We start from the raw sequence: 17,616 nt of genomic DNA, 5'->3' as shown, positions 1-17,616 counted from the left end.
AATCCCGTCCTAACATGACGGGATTTTTCTTTACTACTATCCTTAAAACATCAATTTCTAAAATCGGAATAGGTATTCTTTATACAAATTTCCTTACTCCTAAAATCATCCGTCATATTGGCAATTACGATGTTAACCGGATTGCCCATCGCATCATATTCGTAGCGATAGGTAGTTGGGGCTTCTTTTTCATTCTGTTCTGAAATCAGGTTTCTTTTTTCGTCATACAAAAATGTAGTATTTGTTTTCAAATCGAACATTTCATAAATGCCGGACAGCAACAATCCATCGGCATATTGTTCTGTTTGTTGCTGCACGATTTTTGTCCCGGAATAATCAGTTGTGACTACCTTATATTTTCCTGCTGTGGTGTAATTGGAACAAAGCGTCACAACAATATTCGCATTTCCCGTTTCTTTTTCAACCGCTTTCTGAAGTCTTCCTGTTTTATCATAAGCATAATTCGTTTCAGAAAACAAGCGTCCCGATATAAATTCATTCTTCTTAACCAATTGTCCTTTTTTATACTGATACAAGATTTTGTTTTCGGTTTGAGCCGTAAGATCTTCTTCGCGTATTTCCACCAACAAATTGTCGATGTTGTAATGATACGTCGATTTTAATTGCGAACTACCGTAATCCTTGTATACCGTTTGCAGATAAGTATTGTAAAAGGTCATCGTTATCACACTTCCCACCTCTTTTGCATTGGTATCCAGATTAAAAACATATTCTGTGCGTTCGACAGTTTCGGTTTTGGGATGCAGATTAAAATCTGAAGTCCGATGATTTTCCTGTGCCGAAATCGTAATCGAGAACACTCCAAACAATAGTACAACTAATTTTCTCATCACTTATTTTTTATAAATAGGATACAGTTTTCCAACTTCGACTTCGTCCACCGCTTTGAGCAGGTACGGATTGTTAATGCCATCATTAAGCAATAAATCTTTTTCATCGGAAGCGTCAGGTTTTACCGAAAAATTAGCTGTCGAAAGAAATTGCCCGCTTTTATAAATAAAAATCTTATTCTTTTCATTCTTCATCCAAAACATTCCTGTTGGCGAGGAAACTTGTTCCAAATCAAACCACCGGTGTCTTTCAAAAGTATCGGCAAAAAATTCTTTTGCGAAATGCGTACTGTTGTCGACCTCACAAAACACGATTGCGTGATAGTCCACCGGAGACGGCAACAATTTCACCACTTTAGTAAAGTCATTATCATAGGTGTCCTGCACTTCAAAATCGCTATTTTCTCCCTTTAAAAGCTGAAGATAGCCTTTGCTGTTCCCGGAATAAGTGACCTTCCTGTGATGTTGCAGCAACGAATCGCGTTCCCGGAAAACCTTATCATGCTTCTTTATAAAATCATAATCGACAGCCGTGTCTCCGGAAATTGTTCCATCGGCATACGTGATTTTAACGAAAGTAAACGAATGGTCTTCAGGCTGCGACGGACTCAATTTTGCAATTTTAATCCGATTGTTTTTAGCGTCGAATTCGTAATGGTAACGAAGTTCGGAAGCATCGTCATACAATTGATGAATTAGATTACCATACGAATCATATTCAAACGTATTTTTCCATGTTAAGGTTTCCGATTGTGCTGTTTTCAGTACAACTTTTCCGTTTACAAAAGTTTCCTTGGTGGTGAAAGTCACTTTCTTATTGGCATCATAGGATATCTTTGTTTTTTCATACGTTTTTGGGGCTGTATACTTGAAATAGTCTGCAATTTCCGTGACGTTGCCGTAAAGGTCTTTTTCAGTTTCTTTTCGTAGATTTCCTTTGGCATCATATTCGTAATCCGTGTTAGAAATCCCTGCAATTACCATACGTTTCAGCTTTCCTTTTTCATACTGAAAGTGAATTTCAGTTAGTTTCCCGAAACTTCCGTTAACGGGTTTGTACACAATGGCTGCGATGGTTTTATCCTTATTATACGTGTAGTGATATTCGCCCACACTGCTTCCTTCATCAAAAAACGATGCTATTTTTTGCTTTTTGAAATACGATTTTTCAAAAGCGGTGGTATAGGAATTTTGCACCTTAAAAACCCTTTCGTCCGGATGGAACTTATACAAGCATTCTTCCACTTTTACCACATCGTCTGAATAACCAAAATCGGAAGTACGAAACTGCTGTTGGGCAAAACAACATACCGAAAACAAGAAAACTATTATATTTTTCATCATTTCGAAATTTGTTCCAGTGGATAAATAACCAAAGCCTGCAGCTGATCTAAATGCGGAACGAAATAGCTTTCCTTGCCCGCTTCGGCAATTATCAAAGTGTTTCCGTCGATTCCTTTGTGGAGTTTGTATTGAGAAGATTCCGCTACATTTCCTTTTTCCAGAATAAAGAAATTCCAATCGGTATTTACTACAATATGCTTCCCTGTTGGCGAATTATAAGTAACGGCATCATACCATTCGTTTGCTTTAAAAGCATCGGTGAACAAACCAAACAGCACAACGGTTTCATTCGTTTTGGCATCGTAGAAAAACAAATCTTTTCGCTCGAAAATCATGCTTTCCTTGGTATTAATCGGCACGGTTTCGCCTTTGCTGTTTTTCACCTGATAGTTTACCGGACCCGTTTTCATTACTTTATACTTCTCCTTCTGGTTTTTATTCATGGACTGGAGAAGAATCGGCTGTTGGATTCCTTTTGTAAAATACGGTGCAAAAGTGGTGCTTCCCGACGTGGTTCCGTCTTTAAACGTTACTTTTGAGAATTTAGAATACAATTCGGCGGCATCATTACTGCGTTCTTTGATAACATTCCCTTTTTCGTCATAACCATAAACAGTTTCATTAGAATAATTAGGGTTGGTGGATGATTTTACCAAATTCCCATAAGCATCATAATCCAGAGTATACAAGGTTACTTCGTTGTCTTTAGCGCTAATGTGTTTGTATGTTATTCTAACATCGTTTTTATACTCGCCTTCTTCCGAAAACAGCAGTTCGTTCTTCATAGCTTGATAGTATTTCAATTTGTAGTGGTAATTCTTTGACGAAGTATAATTGAAAAACACTTTTTCCTGATCAATGAAGGAACCTGTTTTTTTAACCCATTTTACCAAATTTCCCTTTTTATCATAGGTAAATTCTTCTGAGATTTTTTCTTCAGTATTTCTTGGTATTTCAACTTTAACAAGCCTTCCTTGATTGTCATAATAAAAATTTTTCGGATATCTGCCTTTGGCTTCAATTGTAATTAGTTGGCCTTTTCCGTTATACGAAAATTGCTCCACGGTATTCATTACTCCGCCAAAAATACCGGACTCCTGATGCGACTTTTTCAGCAACTTCCCTTCTTTGAACTCTAAAATATCGGTTTTGGAAGCTTCAAATTTTTTAAGAATTACATTATAGGCATATTCAACCGATTCATAGTTAACCACATCTTTAGAGAGATGGAAATCAGAAGTCAAATGATTTTCCTGCGCAGAAGCCCATCCGAAAACCAACAACAAAACCATTGTTCTCATACTTAATTATTTAAAAATTCTAGCGGATAAAACGTCTCAAAGCCTTTTGAATTCAGATTACGGATAATGTATTTATCGATACCGGCTTCCTGAACTATAAAATCATCTTCTTTCTGTGTTTTTACCAATTTATACAACGACATGTCAACAACAACTCCGTTTTTCACCACAAAGAACTCCGGTGTTTCCGAGAAAATCCAGAAATAACCGGATGGTGTCGTCATTTCTTCCATGTTGTACCACTCCCCTGTTTTTATATCAGCCGTGTAGAATTTTTTCAGCATCAGGTTTTTCTTGAAAAGGATGTCGTAAACCAGAATATCGTTTTTACTTTTTACGGCATCGACATCGTTGGTAATTTCCTCGCCGTTGGCATCTTGTATGGTAAAAGTATTGTCCTGATTTTTTCTGATTTTATAATTCGATTGCAACGAAGCCTTCAAACCGTCTAATGCTTTAGTCAATTCTTCGCCGCTAACGGTATTAAAAGCAAAATTTACGTCGTAGGAAGCCGATGACGGTTCGTATTTCTTCACAAAACTTGCATCAAAATCAATATTCCCCGTCGATTTTCCATTCGCATACGTCATCTTGGCAAACGTGAAATAATTGGTATCCGCCATTCCGTCAAACCCCTGCTGAATTTTCATAGACTGAATTACATTGCCCTTTGCGTCATACCCATAACTGTTTTTTGTGGTTTTCCCATCGCTGGTAATCGAAAGTTCGTTACCGTATTTGTCGTATTCATAGGTGGATTGTCCTTTATAATATTCGCCATCCACTTTATCAATTATCAAGCAATTGTTTTTAAACGTTTGCTCATACGTACTTTGCACCGTTTCGTTGTAACAATTCGTTATTTTTTTGAAATACGATGTTGGTGTAGTGTAATTGGAATACGCAATTTTCTTCACCAAAACACCGTCTTCATATACGGTTTCCTTGCTTAGATTTCCTTTGGCATCATAGGCATATTCGGTTTTGGAAGGCGTATCTCCGGTTACCGTTTTACTGACGATTTTACCGTTCTGGTACGCATACTTTTCTTCGGTGACTGTACCGGAACTTGTAATGGTCATTTTATCAATCAGTCCGTTCTTGTATACAAAATCCATCGTGGATTTGACATACATAAAGTAGTTCATTTCCGATTCGATTTTGGTCACCAATCCGCCTTTTAAGAAAGTAGTGCGTTTGCTCGACAGCTGATATTTCTTTTGAGCAGCATCATAATAAAATTCCTGTTCTTCATATTTGGTCACATCGGAAGAAAGCTTGAAATCAGCAGCTTTGTATTTTACGATTTGGGCATTAGCGAAAAAGGTTGTCAATAATGCCAGAATTAGTATCTTTTTCATGTTTTTAATTGTTTGGAATTAGTATTACATCGGAAACCGTTTTAGGCTGTGGCGAAGTATTTAAGGTTTTTGCAACCGACATCAGTAATCCGCTGGAAGTTCCTTCAATGGCGGTGATTCGTTCTCCTTCAAGGGTTACATTCGGTCGGTCCACCACAAATGTTGAACCTGATAATTTGTAGAGGTTTTTATCAGAGCCCGTAATCAAATACACATTATTCCCGGTGAATTTCAACTCTTTGAAAGTTCGGGTAGTTCCGTAAATAACCGGAATCGCCGTTGGTAGCGTAACACCCGTTTTCACAATCTCAATGCTCGAACCCGTAAACTTATAAATATCCAGAATGTCGGTATTGTAACGTCTGACTACCAAATACGGATTGTTTAGATTATTCGGGTTTTCATAAATAGTGATGGAATGTTTGTATTCCATACTGAAAGTCGTTCCGATACTTCCGATTCCGTCTAATGAAGTTACATTGCTGAACGAAGAACCGTTATAACTTATGATATTGATTTTACCGTTATCTGTCGTAGTCGTATAACTCAACCATGCCCAAAATACTTTGTCGGAATTTCCGGCTTTGGAGGCATCGTTTGTGGTTGGGATGTTAATTCCACTACCCTGAACATAATCCATGGCAGGAACAACCGATCCTTCCCAGGAGGAAGTAGACGGAATGTATTGGTACAACATCGGTTTGCCGTAATTCGAATTCAACCCCATGCTTAACATAAAGTTGCTGTCATTTAAAGTATGCATATAACCTTGGTTAGCACTTGAAGATACCGCACCCGAGAAAAAAACAGGATTGTACACATTCACTCTTGCTCCGGTAAATCCGTACAAACCGTGAGCCCCTCCGGTGGCATTATACGAAATCAATCGCGCGTTGTCCAGCACCTCGAAATCATCAAAAACGTTTGTATTGGGAACACTTACCGCGTTTGAAGACTGAGGAGAAACGAATTCGCTGTTAACATTTAAAACCGCGCCGGAAAACTGAAGCGAAATGGCCGGAACACTATACCTTCCTATGACCGAAATTTGTCCGTTATTTTCAATGATTTTATGAATATCGGCCGTATGATTGTTATTGTTGGCAGAATTTCCTTCCGTTGGAGGATAATTGTATAATCTGAATTTAAAAGGCGTTCCCGCGTTGGAATAGAAACTTTTCGCCGGTTCAATTTCCTGAGCGATTGTACTTCCGCCGCTGCCATCAGCTCCGTCTTCAGAAGAGGAACAAGACCCTAAAGCCAAAGTGGCCAAAAACAGTAAAAAGGTGGTTACATTTTTCATAATCGTTAATTTTTTTTTAAAAGTTATATTGTACTCCGAAACCCACCTGATTGCTTTTAAAAGATGACGTTCCGCCGTTGGCATTTTTCCAAGAATATTTTCCGAAATCGAATTGCGCATTACAAGACCATTTTTCGGAATCCGACTGATAGATTACAGGTTGAAAACCCCAACCGAAATACTTCATGGTGCGTTTTACGGTTTGGTCCTGAAAAGTAACCTCATCGACATAAGCCGTTTCTAAAATTTTGCCGCTTCCTACACCAAAGTCAAAGTGCAAACTGTTGAACACCGAATAAATACCGATGTAAACCGGAATCTCAACCATGAGCGGCAGATCTCCCGGAAGCAATTGTTCCAACCCATCCTCAATGTGGCCGCTATACGAAAGTGGATAAATCCGGCCTTTTACGCTCGGTACCGACACTTTTAATTCGGTCAAGCGGTCGTTGGAAAGAAAATTGGCCCAATCCTGTCCGGCAACTCCGGCAATGCGGATTCCGAATTTGGTGTTTTTTGTATAATTGAAATGATAGCCTACTTCTAAGGAAGTCGCCAATTGCATTGCTTTTCCTTTGGTGGCAACCTGCCCGAGTTCGCCCGTAGGTTTTGAAAAAGAAGTTCCTAAATTGAATTTTACTGAAACCGGATGGCTTTTCTGAGCCAAAACCGGAACAGAAAACAACACCAGAAGTGTAAAAAGAGATGAAAATTTAAATGAAGTAAAATATCCCATAATGCAATGTTTTGTATTGATTAATTATGGGATAAAAGTAACTTGTTACCTTACGGAAGGAAATACGTAAAAATGCGTATTTTGATTAAATCAGCTTATTGGATTTTGCTTTTTGAATGGCCTCCAACTTGTTGTGCACCTGCAATTTCGTGTAAATATTCTCCACATGTTTTCGGATGGTTCCTACGGAAAGAAACAGGTTTTCGGCGATCGTATTGTATTTTAAGCCTTTGCTGAGTTGCTCCAGCACTTCAATTTCGCGAGCGGTCAAGTTGTATTCTTCTTTGTTGGGAAGGTCTTCAAACGCGGCAGGATTCCGGAACAATTTCAATGTTTTTAAAGCAATGGAAGGCGTCATGATCGCACCGCCGTTTAAGGTTTCTTTAATGGCATTATAAAGTTCCTGCGGGTTGATTTCTTTCAGCAGATACCCGTCAGCACCCGCTTTAATCGAATGGAAAATATTCTCATCGTTATCAAAAACGGTCAGCATGATGATTTTGATTTGGGGATAACGGTTCTTGATGATTTCCGTGGCTTCAATACCGTTCATTTTCGGCATTTCGATGTCCATCAGAATTAAATCTAAATTATGGTTTTTCTCTAATTTCTCCAGTAATTCCAAGCCGTTCATTGCTTTGAATTTAACGCTTACCTCATCAAAAAAAGCAAGCTTATCCTGAATGGTTTTCTGCAAAAAAGTATTGTCGTCAACAATTGCCAATCGTATCATTTACCAGTTTTTATGGGTTAACATTACCGTTACTGTGGTTCCTTTTGAAATTTCGGAATGCAGCTGAAAAGTCCCGCCGATTTCTTCGATTCGTTTTTTCATGTTGTATAGTCCGTTACCGTAATCCGTTTCATCGGCATCAAATCCTTTCCCGTTGTCTTTAATTTCGATTTTTATGGTTTCAATTTCGCGAAGCACGTGCACCGTTATTGCATCGGCATCGGCATATTTCATCGCATTGTTAACCGCTTCCTGAATGGTTCGGTAAAGGTTAATGCCTTCCAGAGAAGAAAATTTTGCTTCTTTCACATTATCGTCGATTACAAACTGAAAACGGATATTTTCTCTAACCGATTGCGCCTTTTCGATAAAATTATAGATGCGGGAACTCAGATCTTCAAATTTGAACTCATTCGTGTTCATCGCCCAAATTGTGTCGCGTAATTCCACTATAGTGGTTTGGGTAAAGTCACTGATTTTCGACAAATGGGTTTTCACCTTCTCCTCAATGCCAGGAAAACCGAATTTGAGATTTTCCACCGAAGAGATGATGAAGGTCAGCTGCGCACCGATATTATCGTGCAAATCCCTTGAAATCGCCAACCGCTGTTCATGGAGTTTATTTTGCGTTTCAATTTGCGCAATGGCGGATTTCAACTGAAACTCCTGTTGTTGCTGCTGGTTTTTAAGTTTCAGCTGACGGTAAATCAGGAAGCCAACCAATGCAATAAAAAAAGCCACTAATGCTAAAATGATTATGGTCGCGGTTTTTCGTTTGGATTCGACTTCTTTTTGCAATAATAATTTTTCCTTTTTTGCCGTTTCATATTTCGTTTCCAATTCTGCGGTTTGCTCTAAGACAGATGCTTTTAGTTTTTCATCTTTTAAACTAGCATATTGATTAAAATAAAAAGCACTACTATCTTTCATTTCTTGATACAAACAAACAAGAGTTAATTTTTTGTAGGTTTCCAGCAAATACCTGTCGGAATGATATTCTTTGTGAATCTTTTTAACTTGCAACAACATTTCGTAAGCTTCACGATATTTTTTTTGCTGAATGAAGTCTTCTGATTTTGACAACATTACATTCGTTTGCTCAATTTCTGAATTTAATTCTTTTAAAAGTTTCTCTGAAATTTGATAATACTTCTTCGCGTTTTCTGAATTTCCTTTTGCGGAATGTACTGCCCCAATTCGCTGATTTAGAGTTGAAATCCCAAGATTGTCTTTGCACGATTTACAATTTTCGAGACTTATTTTGTATGAATTCAGGGCTTTCAAAGTGTCTTTTTTATCCAAATACACATCACCAAGAGAAAGATACGTGTGACACAAACCTTGTTGCATGTTATTCTTTTTCAAAAAATCGGTTGATTCTTCTAAATATTTAATGGCTTTCGGAAAGTTCTTCATTTCGTAGAAAATCAAACCTAGATTCCCTTTGGTCAAACTTACGATGGTATCGTTTTTACCTTCAAAATATTGAATTGCCTCGATAAAATATTTGGTCGCTGACACATACTCTTGCTTGCTTGCAAACACATTCCCAATGTTGATTTTCGCTTTAGCAACACCTTCAAAATCTTTATTTGTGGTTCTAATTTGGATTGCCTTTTGATAATTTTCTTCCGATTTTTTAAAGTTCTCTTTTCGTAAATATACTCCTCCTAAATTAGAATAACATTGTGAAATTAATTTGTGTTTCTTGGTTTTATGAGCTAATGCTAACGCTTTTTCTCCATAAACTATGGCAGAATCAAGCGAAACATCCATGTAATCCCAAGTTAAATCAGAATAGATTTGCGTGGTTCTTTCTAGATTGGGCTTGATTTTTAGTTCCGCTTTCAGGGAATTGATGTGTGCCTGTATATCTTGCGCCTTGCTAAAAAAGGGAAATAACAGTAAAAAAAAGAGTATCTTTTTTGACATAACGTCTAACGGTTTATAAACTAAAATTAAGGTTTATTTTTTTTTGAAAGCAGTTCCATAGTGGTTTTCTGCAACGAAACGATTTCATTCCCAAGTACTTTTATCCTTTTCAGATAATCGGAATTATAATTAGACAGCAACTGCAATTTGTCTTTTAGATAGAGCTGTTGCTGCTGTAATGAAGTCTGTATCAGTTCCATTTTCCGGATATGATTGGAATGCTGCCGTTTCATTTTTAAATAATGAAAAAACAAGGATACCACAACGCTCATCAAAACAAGCATCAGAAAAAAAAGAAAATAAATCATACGAAAGATATTAAGTCTGATACAAATTTGAACCAATACCATCCGTTTCACAATACGAACAAATGCGTATTTAAGGAACGATTTTCAATTCTAACTCTTTATCGCTTTTCACTACTACGCCGTTATATTGCAGCATCCAACCCATTGAATTCGTGAGAATTAAAACTTTGGCCAGCTCACTTACCAAGCGATTTTTGGCATTAGATTTTAAAGATGATTTTTCAATTTTCTTCGCCAGATCGGCCTTCACTTTTTTGTTGATTTTATTGTAATCATCTCCGGTGAAAGGATTCATTGTGCTTTGTTCCACATCATAAAACTGAATGTCCGGACTGATTTTGATTTCTTCTTTCGGAATTCCGACGATGGTAATCGTTTTGTTTTTTTCATCGATATCGTATTGTATCTGACGTAAATCATACGCTACCGTTACATCGGCATTAATGATAATCAACGCTTTTTTTTCGAAGGAAATCAGATCCATCATGTACTTCTGTTGGTCTTTGTAGGTCATCACCTGTGAAAAATGGCCTTCGGTAACCACTAGTTTCCCGACATTCTTGATTTGCTGTTGAATCAACTCGGTATTGTATTCAGTAGTCGCAGTTGTTTTTTCGGAAGTAAAATACTTGTAGGCAATAACTCCGAGCACTACAAAAACAATCAGATAGAGCAATTTCCCGGAACGTCCGATGGCTTGTACCAATGGAATCAACATGTTTTTGATTGCGGTTTCGGTAGAAGAATTCCTGCGTGTTGCCATAATTTCGATATTTACACGAAGATATTAAAAATAGCTTTTCCTTAAAAAAAGGGCCCTCAAATTTGAAAGCCCTTTTACATTATAAGTCTAAAACGATAAATTCCACTCTTCGGTTTTGTTGTTTTCCTGCCTCGGTTTCGTTGGTGGCAATAAACTTGGTTTCGCCATATCCTTTTGAGGTAATCCGATCGGCGCTAATCCCTTTGGAGATTAAATATTGCTGTACCGAATTGGCCCTGTTTTTAGAAAGTGTCATGTTATCCACATCTGAGCCGACAGCATCGGTATGGCCTGCAATTTCAATTTTAATTTTCTGATTCCCCTGAAGGATCGCATGCAACTTGTTCAATTCGGCATAGGATTCCGCCAACAACTCGTATTTTCCGGAATTAAAGAAAATATTATTCAATCGGATGACTTCTCCTTTTTCAATCGGCGTCAGATACAAATCGACTTCCATTTCCTTGTATTCGTTTAATTTGGTCAAATCCACATTTTGGGAAACCGCATAATAGCCTTCTTTATTACCCATGAAACTGTACAATTCACCGTAAGGCAATACGATGGAATAACTACCGTCAGCCGGATTTGAGATAGCAGTTCCAAGATTCTTGTTGGTTTTTAAATTGTTGTATTCAATTTGTGCCCCGATGGTTTTCTTGGTTTTACTGTCAAAAACCTTTCCTTTAACCAAAACCACCGGATCCTGTTTTACGGTATTGATAATTTCGTAAATATCGCGGGTGCGGCTTACATAGGCTTTATCGCCTTTAGCCGATAAAAAAATCCCCAATTCGGCACCCACGGAATTAATCACGTTTCCTAAATTTTCAGGCACGCTCCAATTGGTCCAGGTATCGTCTAAGCGCTTGGAAACAAACAAATCCGCATCACCATAACCACAATGTCCTTTACTGGAAAAATACAATGTTTTACCATCGGAGGCTAAAAAAGGGTTCATCTCTTCTTCAAACGTATTCACCACATTCCCCAAACTTTTCGGTTTGGACCAGGTATTATCTTCTTTCAGGAAACTAACATATAAATCTTTCAATCCTAAGCCTTCTGGCCGTTCCACAGACAATAACAGGTGTTTGTTGTCTGCCGATAAAAAGTACCCAACATATTCATTGGTATTGATATAATCTTCAATTACCACATCTTTCGGAATTTCCCAGCCGTTAACCGTACGTTTGGCAATGGAAACCCCTGCACCATTCGGACTAACGCCGTCTGCAGCATATTTGTTTCCTAAAAGCAGCGTATTGTTATCGGGAGACGATGAAATCACAAAATTATAATCACGGTTGTTGAGCGGTCTGCCCATATTTTTGGAAGCAGTCCAGTTTCCGGCAGCGTCTTTTGTACTGAACCAGATGTCGTCTTTATTTCCTTCGATATTCATCGGACAGTCTTTTCGGTCGTAATACAGAGTGTTACCATCGGCAGAAACAACCGGATTCACCTCTTCGTAATCTGCAGAGGAAATCGTCTCCGGCAATTTATCCATTTTCAGGTTCGGATTGTACGACGGAACTACTTTAATGCCCAAAGGATATTCGGTAACTTTTAATTCGTCGATAGCCAAAGTCACGCCTGCATCCAAAATAAATCCGACTTTGGAACCGTAATACGAGTTGCCACCGTTCTGATACACCAAGCCGTCGTTAACATACACTTTAATAATGTTGGCGCGTTTTACCACTTTAATTTTATTATCTTTTCCTTTTCCGAAAACATAATTGGACGTTTCCCATTTTTTATTGTAGTGAAACTCCTTGTTGAAATAATTGTACAATTGTACTTGTTTGTTGGCCGATAACTGTACTACCCTATAATCGGAATAATCGTTGTAACAGGACCAAACCAAACCGTAGGTTGCGGTTTCTGAAGGTGTTTTTTCTAAAGTCAGCGTCGCCTCAACATCGAAATCGATGGCATCCGGAGCACTGACAACACTCATCAGTTCCCATTTGGAATTTTGCGGATCATTGTTTTCCATAACCAGACGTCCTTTTTTAATGTAAGTCGTCAGATTATTATTGCTTAACGCCCATTGATTCCGGTCGTCTTCAAAAGTATCATGGAAGACCACTTTTTGGGAAAAAAGCGGAAACGTTAACAAACACAGTAATAGTGAAAAGTAGTTTTTGTTCATTGTCGCGGATGGTTTATCGTAATTCGTTTTAAATTTAATTGCTCTGAGTTTCAAAATTGATGGATTTCCGGATAAAACACAATACGCCATTTGCCGTATTTGACTGATTACTAAATCAGTTTGTTTTCTTTGGCTTTTTGAACTGCTTCAATTTTGGAATGCACCTGAAGTTTTTTGTAAATGTTCTCGATGTGCTTTCGGACGGTGCTAGGTGACAAATACAGATTCTCCGCAATAATGGTATAACTTAATCCTTTGCTTAACTGTTCCAGCACTTCCACTTCTCTTTCGGACAATTTCACTTCTTCTTTATCCTTCTCATTGGTAAACTCAATTGGATTACGAAGCAAGCGCAGTGTTTTTAAGGCAATGGAAGGCGTCATTGCGGCACCTCCGTTTAAGGTTTCCACGATACCATCATGCAGGTCTTTCGCATCGATTTCCTTTAACAGATAACCGTCGGCTCCGGCTTTAATCGCTTTGAAAATATTTTCATCGTTATCAAAAACCGTCAGCATGATGACTTTAATCTGCGGGTATCTTTTTTTCAGGATTTCGGTCGCTTCGATACCATTCATCACCGGCATTTCAATGTCCATCAAAACCACATCGATGTTTTGATTCTCTTTAAATTTCTCCAGCAATTCCTTTCCGTTAAGCGCATGAAAACGGGAATCCAGATCTTCAAAAAAAGACAGTTTCTCAAACACGGTTTTGAGTAAAAAAGTATTATCGTCGGCTATGGCAATTCTTATTTTCTGACTCATGATTGGCTATTTTTCAGGAAATTGTATTTTGATTTCGGTTCCGTTATTGATTTCGGTATGGATGGAAAGCATCCCGCCTACTTCGGTAATTCGTTTTTTCATGTTGTTGATTCCGTTGCCGAATGTTGGCGTTTTACTGTCGAATCCTTTGCCGTTATCAGAAATTCGGATGATAAACCCTGCACCTTCTTTTTCGATTTTCACGGTAATATGCGTTGCTTCGGCGTATTTGATACTGTTATTAATCGCTTCCTGAATCACCCTGTAAAGATTAATTCCTTTGAGTGACGAAAACGTTACCGCATCCGGAATTCCTGCATCGATTTCAAAATCAAACTGAATGCCGTGTGAAGCAGTTTTGGCACTTTCAATAAAATTAGCAATTCGGGTTTTTAAATCGGAAAACGCAATTTCGTCTTTGTTCATCGCCCAGATCGTATCGCGCAACTCCATGATGGTATTTCTGGTAAACGTACTGATTCCCGAAAGACGACTGTTTAATTTTTCGTCCTCAATCGTGAAACCGTATTTCAGGTTGTCCAGGGAAGAAATAATAAATGTAAGCTGTGCTCCGATATTATCGTGCAAATCCCTTGAAATTAGTAATCGTTGTTCCTGCAATTGATTTTGGGTTTCAATTAACTGAAGGGCTTCCTTCAATTCGTTTTCCCGTAACATTTGTTTGTTTTTCATTTTTTGGCGGTTAAAAAAGAGGTATCCCATCAGAACCGAAATAATCAAAAGTGCCACTGCACCCAACAACCAAAGATTTTTTTGAGCCAATGATGTTTTCTGCAACAGGATTTTTTTTTCTTTTTTCTCAGATTCGTATTCGATATCCAATTCGGCCTGTTTGGTTCTTAGTTCCAGGTTTTGAATACTGTCTTTGTAACGAACATGATTTTTGTAATGGATTAAAGCCTTCTCATACTCTTTGTTCCCTTCGTAGAGTTCCGACAGTACCTGATAGTTTTCCACGGTCAGGTTTTTATAATCGTGTTTTTTGCTTAGTTCCAGTGCTTTTGTAAAATTTGCAATCGCTTCTACAGTGTTTCCGATGGCTTTATAGTAATGTCCGTAGAAATTCAGATTTTCTGCCATCCCGATTTTATCATCCATTTTCACCCGAATGGCATACGCACTATCGAAAAGCTGTTTCGCTTCCGCAAATTTTTTCTGCATGATTTTCACCATGGCTATTTTATTCAGACTATACGGAATGCCCAATTCATCCTTATCCGCTTCTTTGAATTTCAATGCTTTATCATAAAAATACAAGGCGCTGTCCAGATCCATCTGCATTTCTTTCAGCACGCCGTAATTATCATAAACGGCCCGCAATTCTCCTTTCATTTTTTGTTCTTCCCCTAACCTTATGGCTCTATTCATGTAAGCTACCGCTTGCGGCATGCTTCGTCGTTTTAACTGATAACCGTAATCGCCATAGACTTTTACCAAGGAAGCAATATCATTTTGTTGTTCATAAATACGGATGGCTTTGAGCATGTACAAGGTATTCTTATCGTATTTCCCCTGATAATAATACATCAGTCCGAGACTGAAATACCCATCGGCCACTCCTTTCAGATATTTAATCTTTCGGGCTTTTTCCACATTTTCTAATGTGAGCTTAATCGTTTTGGAAGTATTTGCAATTTTATAATCGAAAGGAAGATTGTTGATGGAATCAATTTCTTTTTTGCCCGGTAAGGTATTGGCAAAAACAAACGAACCCGTCAAAAAAAAGACAAAGCAAAATAAAGTAAGTCGAAACCGCATAATTACATGTTTTGCTAAAGTTACAAAAAACCACAACAGATTAAGGATTTGCAACAGAAGCCACTCGATTTTAATGCATGAAAATACAATAGATATTCAGTATCAGGCAAAGCAATACCAAAAGCGCAATCAGTAAAATTCTGATTGTCAGTTTTTTGTTTTTAAAAAACTTGCTTTTCATTTTGTTCAAAATCAGCAGCATCCTCTTTAGATTAAGTAAGGTAAAATTGATGATTTCTTACTACGATAGCAATACGGCAATTGTCGTATTTTAAAACCGGATGTGCGGAAGTTGTTTTTGTAGTACGGTTATTTTCTTTTGGAGGTTATCTAAAAACTTCTGATGGGATTCTGATTCGGGATTGAAAGGTCTGTGGTGCAGCGCTTTTTGGATATCGCACACCTGTTGCATCAACTGAAATTCTTTTTCGGCTACAAAGTTTTCAAAAAACCGCACCCAGATATAATCGATAGCCGTTTGATTCGGATGCAACATGTCTTCAGCATAAAAACGATAATCGCGTAATTCGTCCATCATGATTTCGTAGGAAGGAAAATAAGCCGAGAAATTAGTGCTGAGCGTTTGATGTAGTGCTGTTATCAAATGTGATTTGCTTTGTTGATTTTCGACAAAACCATCTTTGATGTGGCGAACCGGTGAAACGGTGAAAATAAATTTCGCTTCTTTGTTTGCAGAAGTAATTAATAAAATGATGTTTTGAATGCTTTCTTCAATTTGGGCAACCGACAACAATTCTTTCGTAAACTGCTTTTGCGGCACTTTATGACAATTGGCTACAATTTGTCCGTTTTCAACATTTCGGTACACCCAGGCAGTTCCTAAGGTAAATATGATGTGTGACGATTCGATCAGCAACTTATGAAATTCGTCCAAGGTTTGGTTGAGTTTTTTCAGAAACAACTCTTTGTCGGCAGTGCTCAATTCGGAATGCACTTCAAAACAATGCCATAAATCGTTATGGTAGAAAATATCGTCTTCGGTAAAATACTTTTTTTGAAGACTGCGTCGGATAATTGTCTCGAGCGATACCGGATTGAAAATGATTCCGAAGGGATTCACCGAATTCCGGAATTTAAAATAATCGAATTTTTCTCCGATATTTTCTGCAAAACAAGAACCCAAAGACACTATTCCGGAATGGTAATCTATTGGAAAATCACTTTTGGAAACAGGTATTTGGGTTCTGAACTGCATGGTAAGTTTGCTTTTTACAAACTTACTGATTTTTAATAAAAATACTGAAAAACGATAGAGCCTTTGTTGGCAGTAACCGGATAATTCTGTGCATTATAAGTGTATTGCACCACATCGTTTCCGGAATTTGCCAGAGTAGCACCAACCGTTGTTATTCCGGTAACATTTCGTGCATTTCCGTTTAACGCCATATCATAATACGTTAATTTATCAAAGCCAAGAATGTCTTTAAAAGGAGAATTTTTGGTATCGAACGCATAATTAAGTGTTTCGGTAACGGCAGTACCATTTGAAATCGTATAGTTTTCTATTTTACTGACCTGGCCGTTTAACAGGAATACTTTTCGGTTAACGGTTTGCGTACTGGCCGTTTGTGTACTGCCTTTGTATCCGGCAACAGAAATCGTTCCGTCACTGTTATACTGATAAACCGTGCTAAACAATATTGCATTGGAAGCGTTTAATCTTTTGTAATTTATAAGTTGTTCGTTAGCATTGTATTCGAAAATTTCTCGGGTGTTTAACGTTCCATTGTAATAAAAAGTTCGCTCAGAAATCAGATTCCCGGTGTAAGTATACGTAACATACGTTCCGTCGGAGGAATTGATTCGCGAGAGCTTACTGCCGTTGTAAAGGTAATCACTCGTGGTTACTGTGGTTCCTCCGTTAACAGTGACAACGATACGCTTTAATAAAACCCCTTTAACATTCAGTTTGGCGTCATCCATCGTGTCGGTTGTGTTTGTATCAAATTCGTCTGTAGAACACGAAGCTAAGATACCCATCGTCATTATTCCTAAAATCAAGCTTAGTCTTTTCATAATTTGAGTTTTATATTAAACTTGAGCAAAGGAAGCAAAAAAAGGTATTCAAAAATGTATTTTAACGTATTTTTTTGACTTTAATCGATTATTTATCAAGTAGTTATGTAAAAATCTTACCGAAAACCATCTCGATGTTTCAGAGAGTTCCTGTAAAAATATTCCAAAGGTATCTTCTGTGAAGCCTAAAAATCATAATTATTTTATAAATTAATGATATACAGCCAAATAAAAAACCCAAAT

The 17,616-nt window shown here is 37.8% G+C and carries 15 protein-coding genes; all 15 read right to left on the bottom strand.

The window, feature by feature from the left end; translation table 11 throughout:
• Positions 1–50: 50 nt before the first annotated feature.
• The 15 genes from FCR2A7T_RS08120 to FCR2A7T_RS08050 all read right to left on the bottom strand — a co-directional run bounded on the left by FCR2A7T_RS08120 (position 51) and on the right by FCR2A7T_RS08050 (position 17,373).
• Positions 51–851, bottom strand: a complete 801-nt coding sequence (locus FCR2A7T_RS08120) for a hypothetical protein (RefSeq protein WP_023570794.1) — start codon at positions 849–851, stop codon at positions 51–53.
• Positions 852–854: 3 nt separating this feature from the next.
• On the bottom strand, positions 855–2,192 hold the full coding sequence (locus tag FCR2A7T_RS08115) for a hypothetical protein (protein WP_023570793.1): 1,338 nt from the start codon (positions 2,190–2,192) through the stop codon (positions 855–857).
• Positions 2,192–3,496, bottom strand: coding sequence for an RHS repeat protein (locus FCR2A7T_RS08110; RefSeq protein WP_035117911.1), 1,305 nt, complete (start codon positions 3,494–3,496; stop codon positions 2,192–2,194). The genes FCR2A7T_RS08115 and FCR2A7T_RS08110 overlap by 1 nt, the downstream gene beginning before the upstream one ends.
• Positions 3,497–3,498: 2 nt before the next feature.
• Positions 3,499–4,857 (bottom strand): hypothetical protein, encoded by a 1,359-nt coding sequence (locus FCR2A7T_RS08105; protein WP_023570792.1) that lies wholly within the window; start codon positions 4,855–4,857, stop codon positions 3,499–3,501.
• 4 nt (positions 4,858–4,861) lie between these two features.
• Positions 4,862–6,160, bottom strand: a complete 1,299-nt coding sequence (locus FCR2A7T_RS08100; protein WP_023570791.1) for a hypothetical protein — start codon at positions 6,158–6,160, stop codon at positions 4,862–4,864.
• Positions 6,161–6,176: 16 nt separating this feature from the next.
• Entirely contained in the window at positions 6,177–6,896 is a 720-nt protein-coding gene (locus tag FCR2A7T_RS08095; protein WP_023570790.1) for a hypothetical protein, read from the bottom strand.
• An 85-nt stretch (positions 6,897–6,981) separates the two neighbouring features.
• Entirely contained in the window at positions 6,982–7,629 is a 648-nt protein-coding gene (locus FCR2A7T_RS08090) for a response regulator transcription factor (RefSeq protein WP_023570789.1), read from the bottom strand.
• Entirely contained in the window at positions 7,630–9,561 is a 1,932-nt protein-coding gene (locus tag FCR2A7T_RS08085) for a tetratricopeptide repeat protein (protein WP_023570788.1), read from the bottom strand.
• A 26-nt stretch (positions 9,562–9,587) separates the two neighbouring features.
• Complete coding sequence (locus FCR2A7T_RS08080) at positions 9,588–9,794, bottom strand: hypothetical protein (RefSeq protein WP_131473106.1); 207 nt, start codon at positions 9,792–9,794, stop codon at positions 9,588–9,590.
• 145 nt (positions 9,795–9,939) lie between these two features.
• On the bottom strand, positions 9,940–10,587 hold the full coding sequence (locus tag FCR2A7T_RS08075; RefSeq protein ID WP_051369542.1) for a DUF4230 domain-containing protein: 648 nt from the start codon (positions 10,585–10,587) through the stop codon (positions 9,940–9,942).
• A gap of 124 nt (positions 10,588–10,711) precedes the next feature.
• Positions 10,712–12,790, bottom strand: a complete 2,079-nt coding sequence (locus FCR2A7T_RS08070; protein ID WP_158634613.1) for an OmpA family protein — start codon at positions 12,788–12,790, stop codon at positions 10,712–10,714.
• A gap of 110 nt (positions 12,791–12,900) precedes the next feature.
• Positions 12,901–13,557 carry a response regulator transcription factor gene (locus FCR2A7T_RS08065; protein ID WP_023570784.1) on the bottom strand — a complete coding sequence of 219 codons (657 nt, stop codon included), beginning with the start codon at positions 13,555–13,557 and terminating at the stop codon, positions 12,901–12,903.
• A gap of 6 nt (positions 13,558–13,563) precedes the next feature.
• Positions 13,564–15,336, bottom strand: coding sequence for a tetratricopeptide repeat-containing sensor histidine kinase (locus tag FCR2A7T_RS08060; protein WP_023570783.1), 1,773 nt, complete (start codon positions 15,334–15,336; stop codon positions 13,564–13,566).
• A gap of 271 nt (positions 15,337–15,607) precedes the next feature.
• Positions 15,608–16,552, bottom strand: a complete 945-nt coding sequence (locus tag FCR2A7T_RS08055; RefSeq protein WP_023570781.1) for a GSCFA domain-containing protein — start codon at positions 16,550–16,552, stop codon at positions 15,608–15,610.
• A gap of 32 nt (positions 16,553–16,584) precedes the next feature.
• Entirely contained in the window at positions 16,585–17,373 is a 789-nt protein-coding gene (locus FCR2A7T_RS08050) for a hypothetical protein (protein ID WP_023570780.1), read from the bottom strand.
• Between the last annotated feature and the right edge of the window lie 243 nt (positions 17,374–17,616).

Origin of the sequence: Flavobacterium cauense R2A-7 (genome assembly GCF_000498475.1) — a bacterium.
GTDB classification, from domain to species: Bacteria; Bacteroidota; Bacteroidia; order Flavobacteriales; family Flavobacteriaceae; genus Flavobacterium; species Flavobacterium cauense.
This window is presented reverse-complemented; position numbering and strand designations above follow the sequence as displayed.

Coding starts and splice junctions, on each gene's coding strand:
- FCR2A7T_RS08120 (WP_023570794.1), bottom strand. CDS start 851: ATGAGAAAATTAGTTGTACTATTGTTTGGAGTGTTCTCGATTACGATT.
- FCR2A7T_RS08115 (WP_023570793.1), bottom strand. CDS start 2,192: ATGAAAAATATAATAGTTTTCTTGTTTTCGGTATGTTGTTTTGCCCAA.
- FCR2A7T_RS08110 (WP_035117911.1), bottom strand. CDS start 3,496: ATGAGAACAATGGTTTTGTTGTTGGTTTTCGGATGGGCTTCTGCGCAG.
- FCR2A7T_RS08105 (WP_023570792.1), bottom strand. CDS start 4,857: ATGAAAAAGATACTAATTCTGGCATTATTGACAACCTTTTTCGCTAAT.
- FCR2A7T_RS08100 (WP_023570791.1), bottom strand. CDS start 6,160: ATGAAAAATGTAACCACCTTTTTACTGTTTTTGGCCACTTTGGCTTTA.
- FCR2A7T_RS08095 (WP_023570790.1), bottom strand. CDS start 6,896: ATGGGATATTTTACTTCATTTAAATTTTCATCTCTTTTTACACTTCTG.
- FCR2A7T_RS08090 (WP_023570789.1), bottom strand. CDS start 7,629: ATGATACGATTGGCAATTGTTGACGACAATACTTTTTTGCAGAAAACC.
- FCR2A7T_RS08085 (WP_023570788.1), bottom strand. CDS start 9,561: ATGTCAAAAAAGATACTCTTTTTTTTACTGTTATTTCCCTTTTTTAGC.
- FCR2A7T_RS08080 (WP_131473106.1), bottom strand. CDS start 9,794: ATGAAACGGCAGCATTCCAATCATATCCGGAAAATGGAACTGATACAG.
- FCR2A7T_RS08075 (WP_051369542.1), bottom strand. CDS start 10,587: ATGTTGATTCCATTGGTACAAGCCATCGGACGTTCCGGGAAATTGCTC.
- FCR2A7T_RS08070 (WP_158634613.1), bottom strand. CDS start 12,790: ATGAACAAAAACTACTTTTCACTATTACTGTGTTTGTTAACGTTTCCG.
- FCR2A7T_RS08065 (WP_023570784.1), bottom strand. CDS start 13,557: ATGAGTCAGAAAATAAGAATTGCCATAGCCGACGATAATACTTTTTTA.
- FCR2A7T_RS08060 (WP_023570783.1), bottom strand. CDS start 15,336: ATGCGGTTTCGACTTACTTTATTTTGCTTTGTCTTTTTTTTGACGGGT.
- FCR2A7T_RS08055 (WP_023570781.1), bottom strand. CDS start 16,552: ATGCAGTTCAGAACCCAAATACCTGTTTCCAAAAGTGATTTTCCAATA.
- FCR2A7T_RS08050 (WP_023570780.1), bottom strand. CDS start 17,373: ATGAAAAGACTAAGCTTGATTTTAGGAATAATGACGATGGGTATCTTA.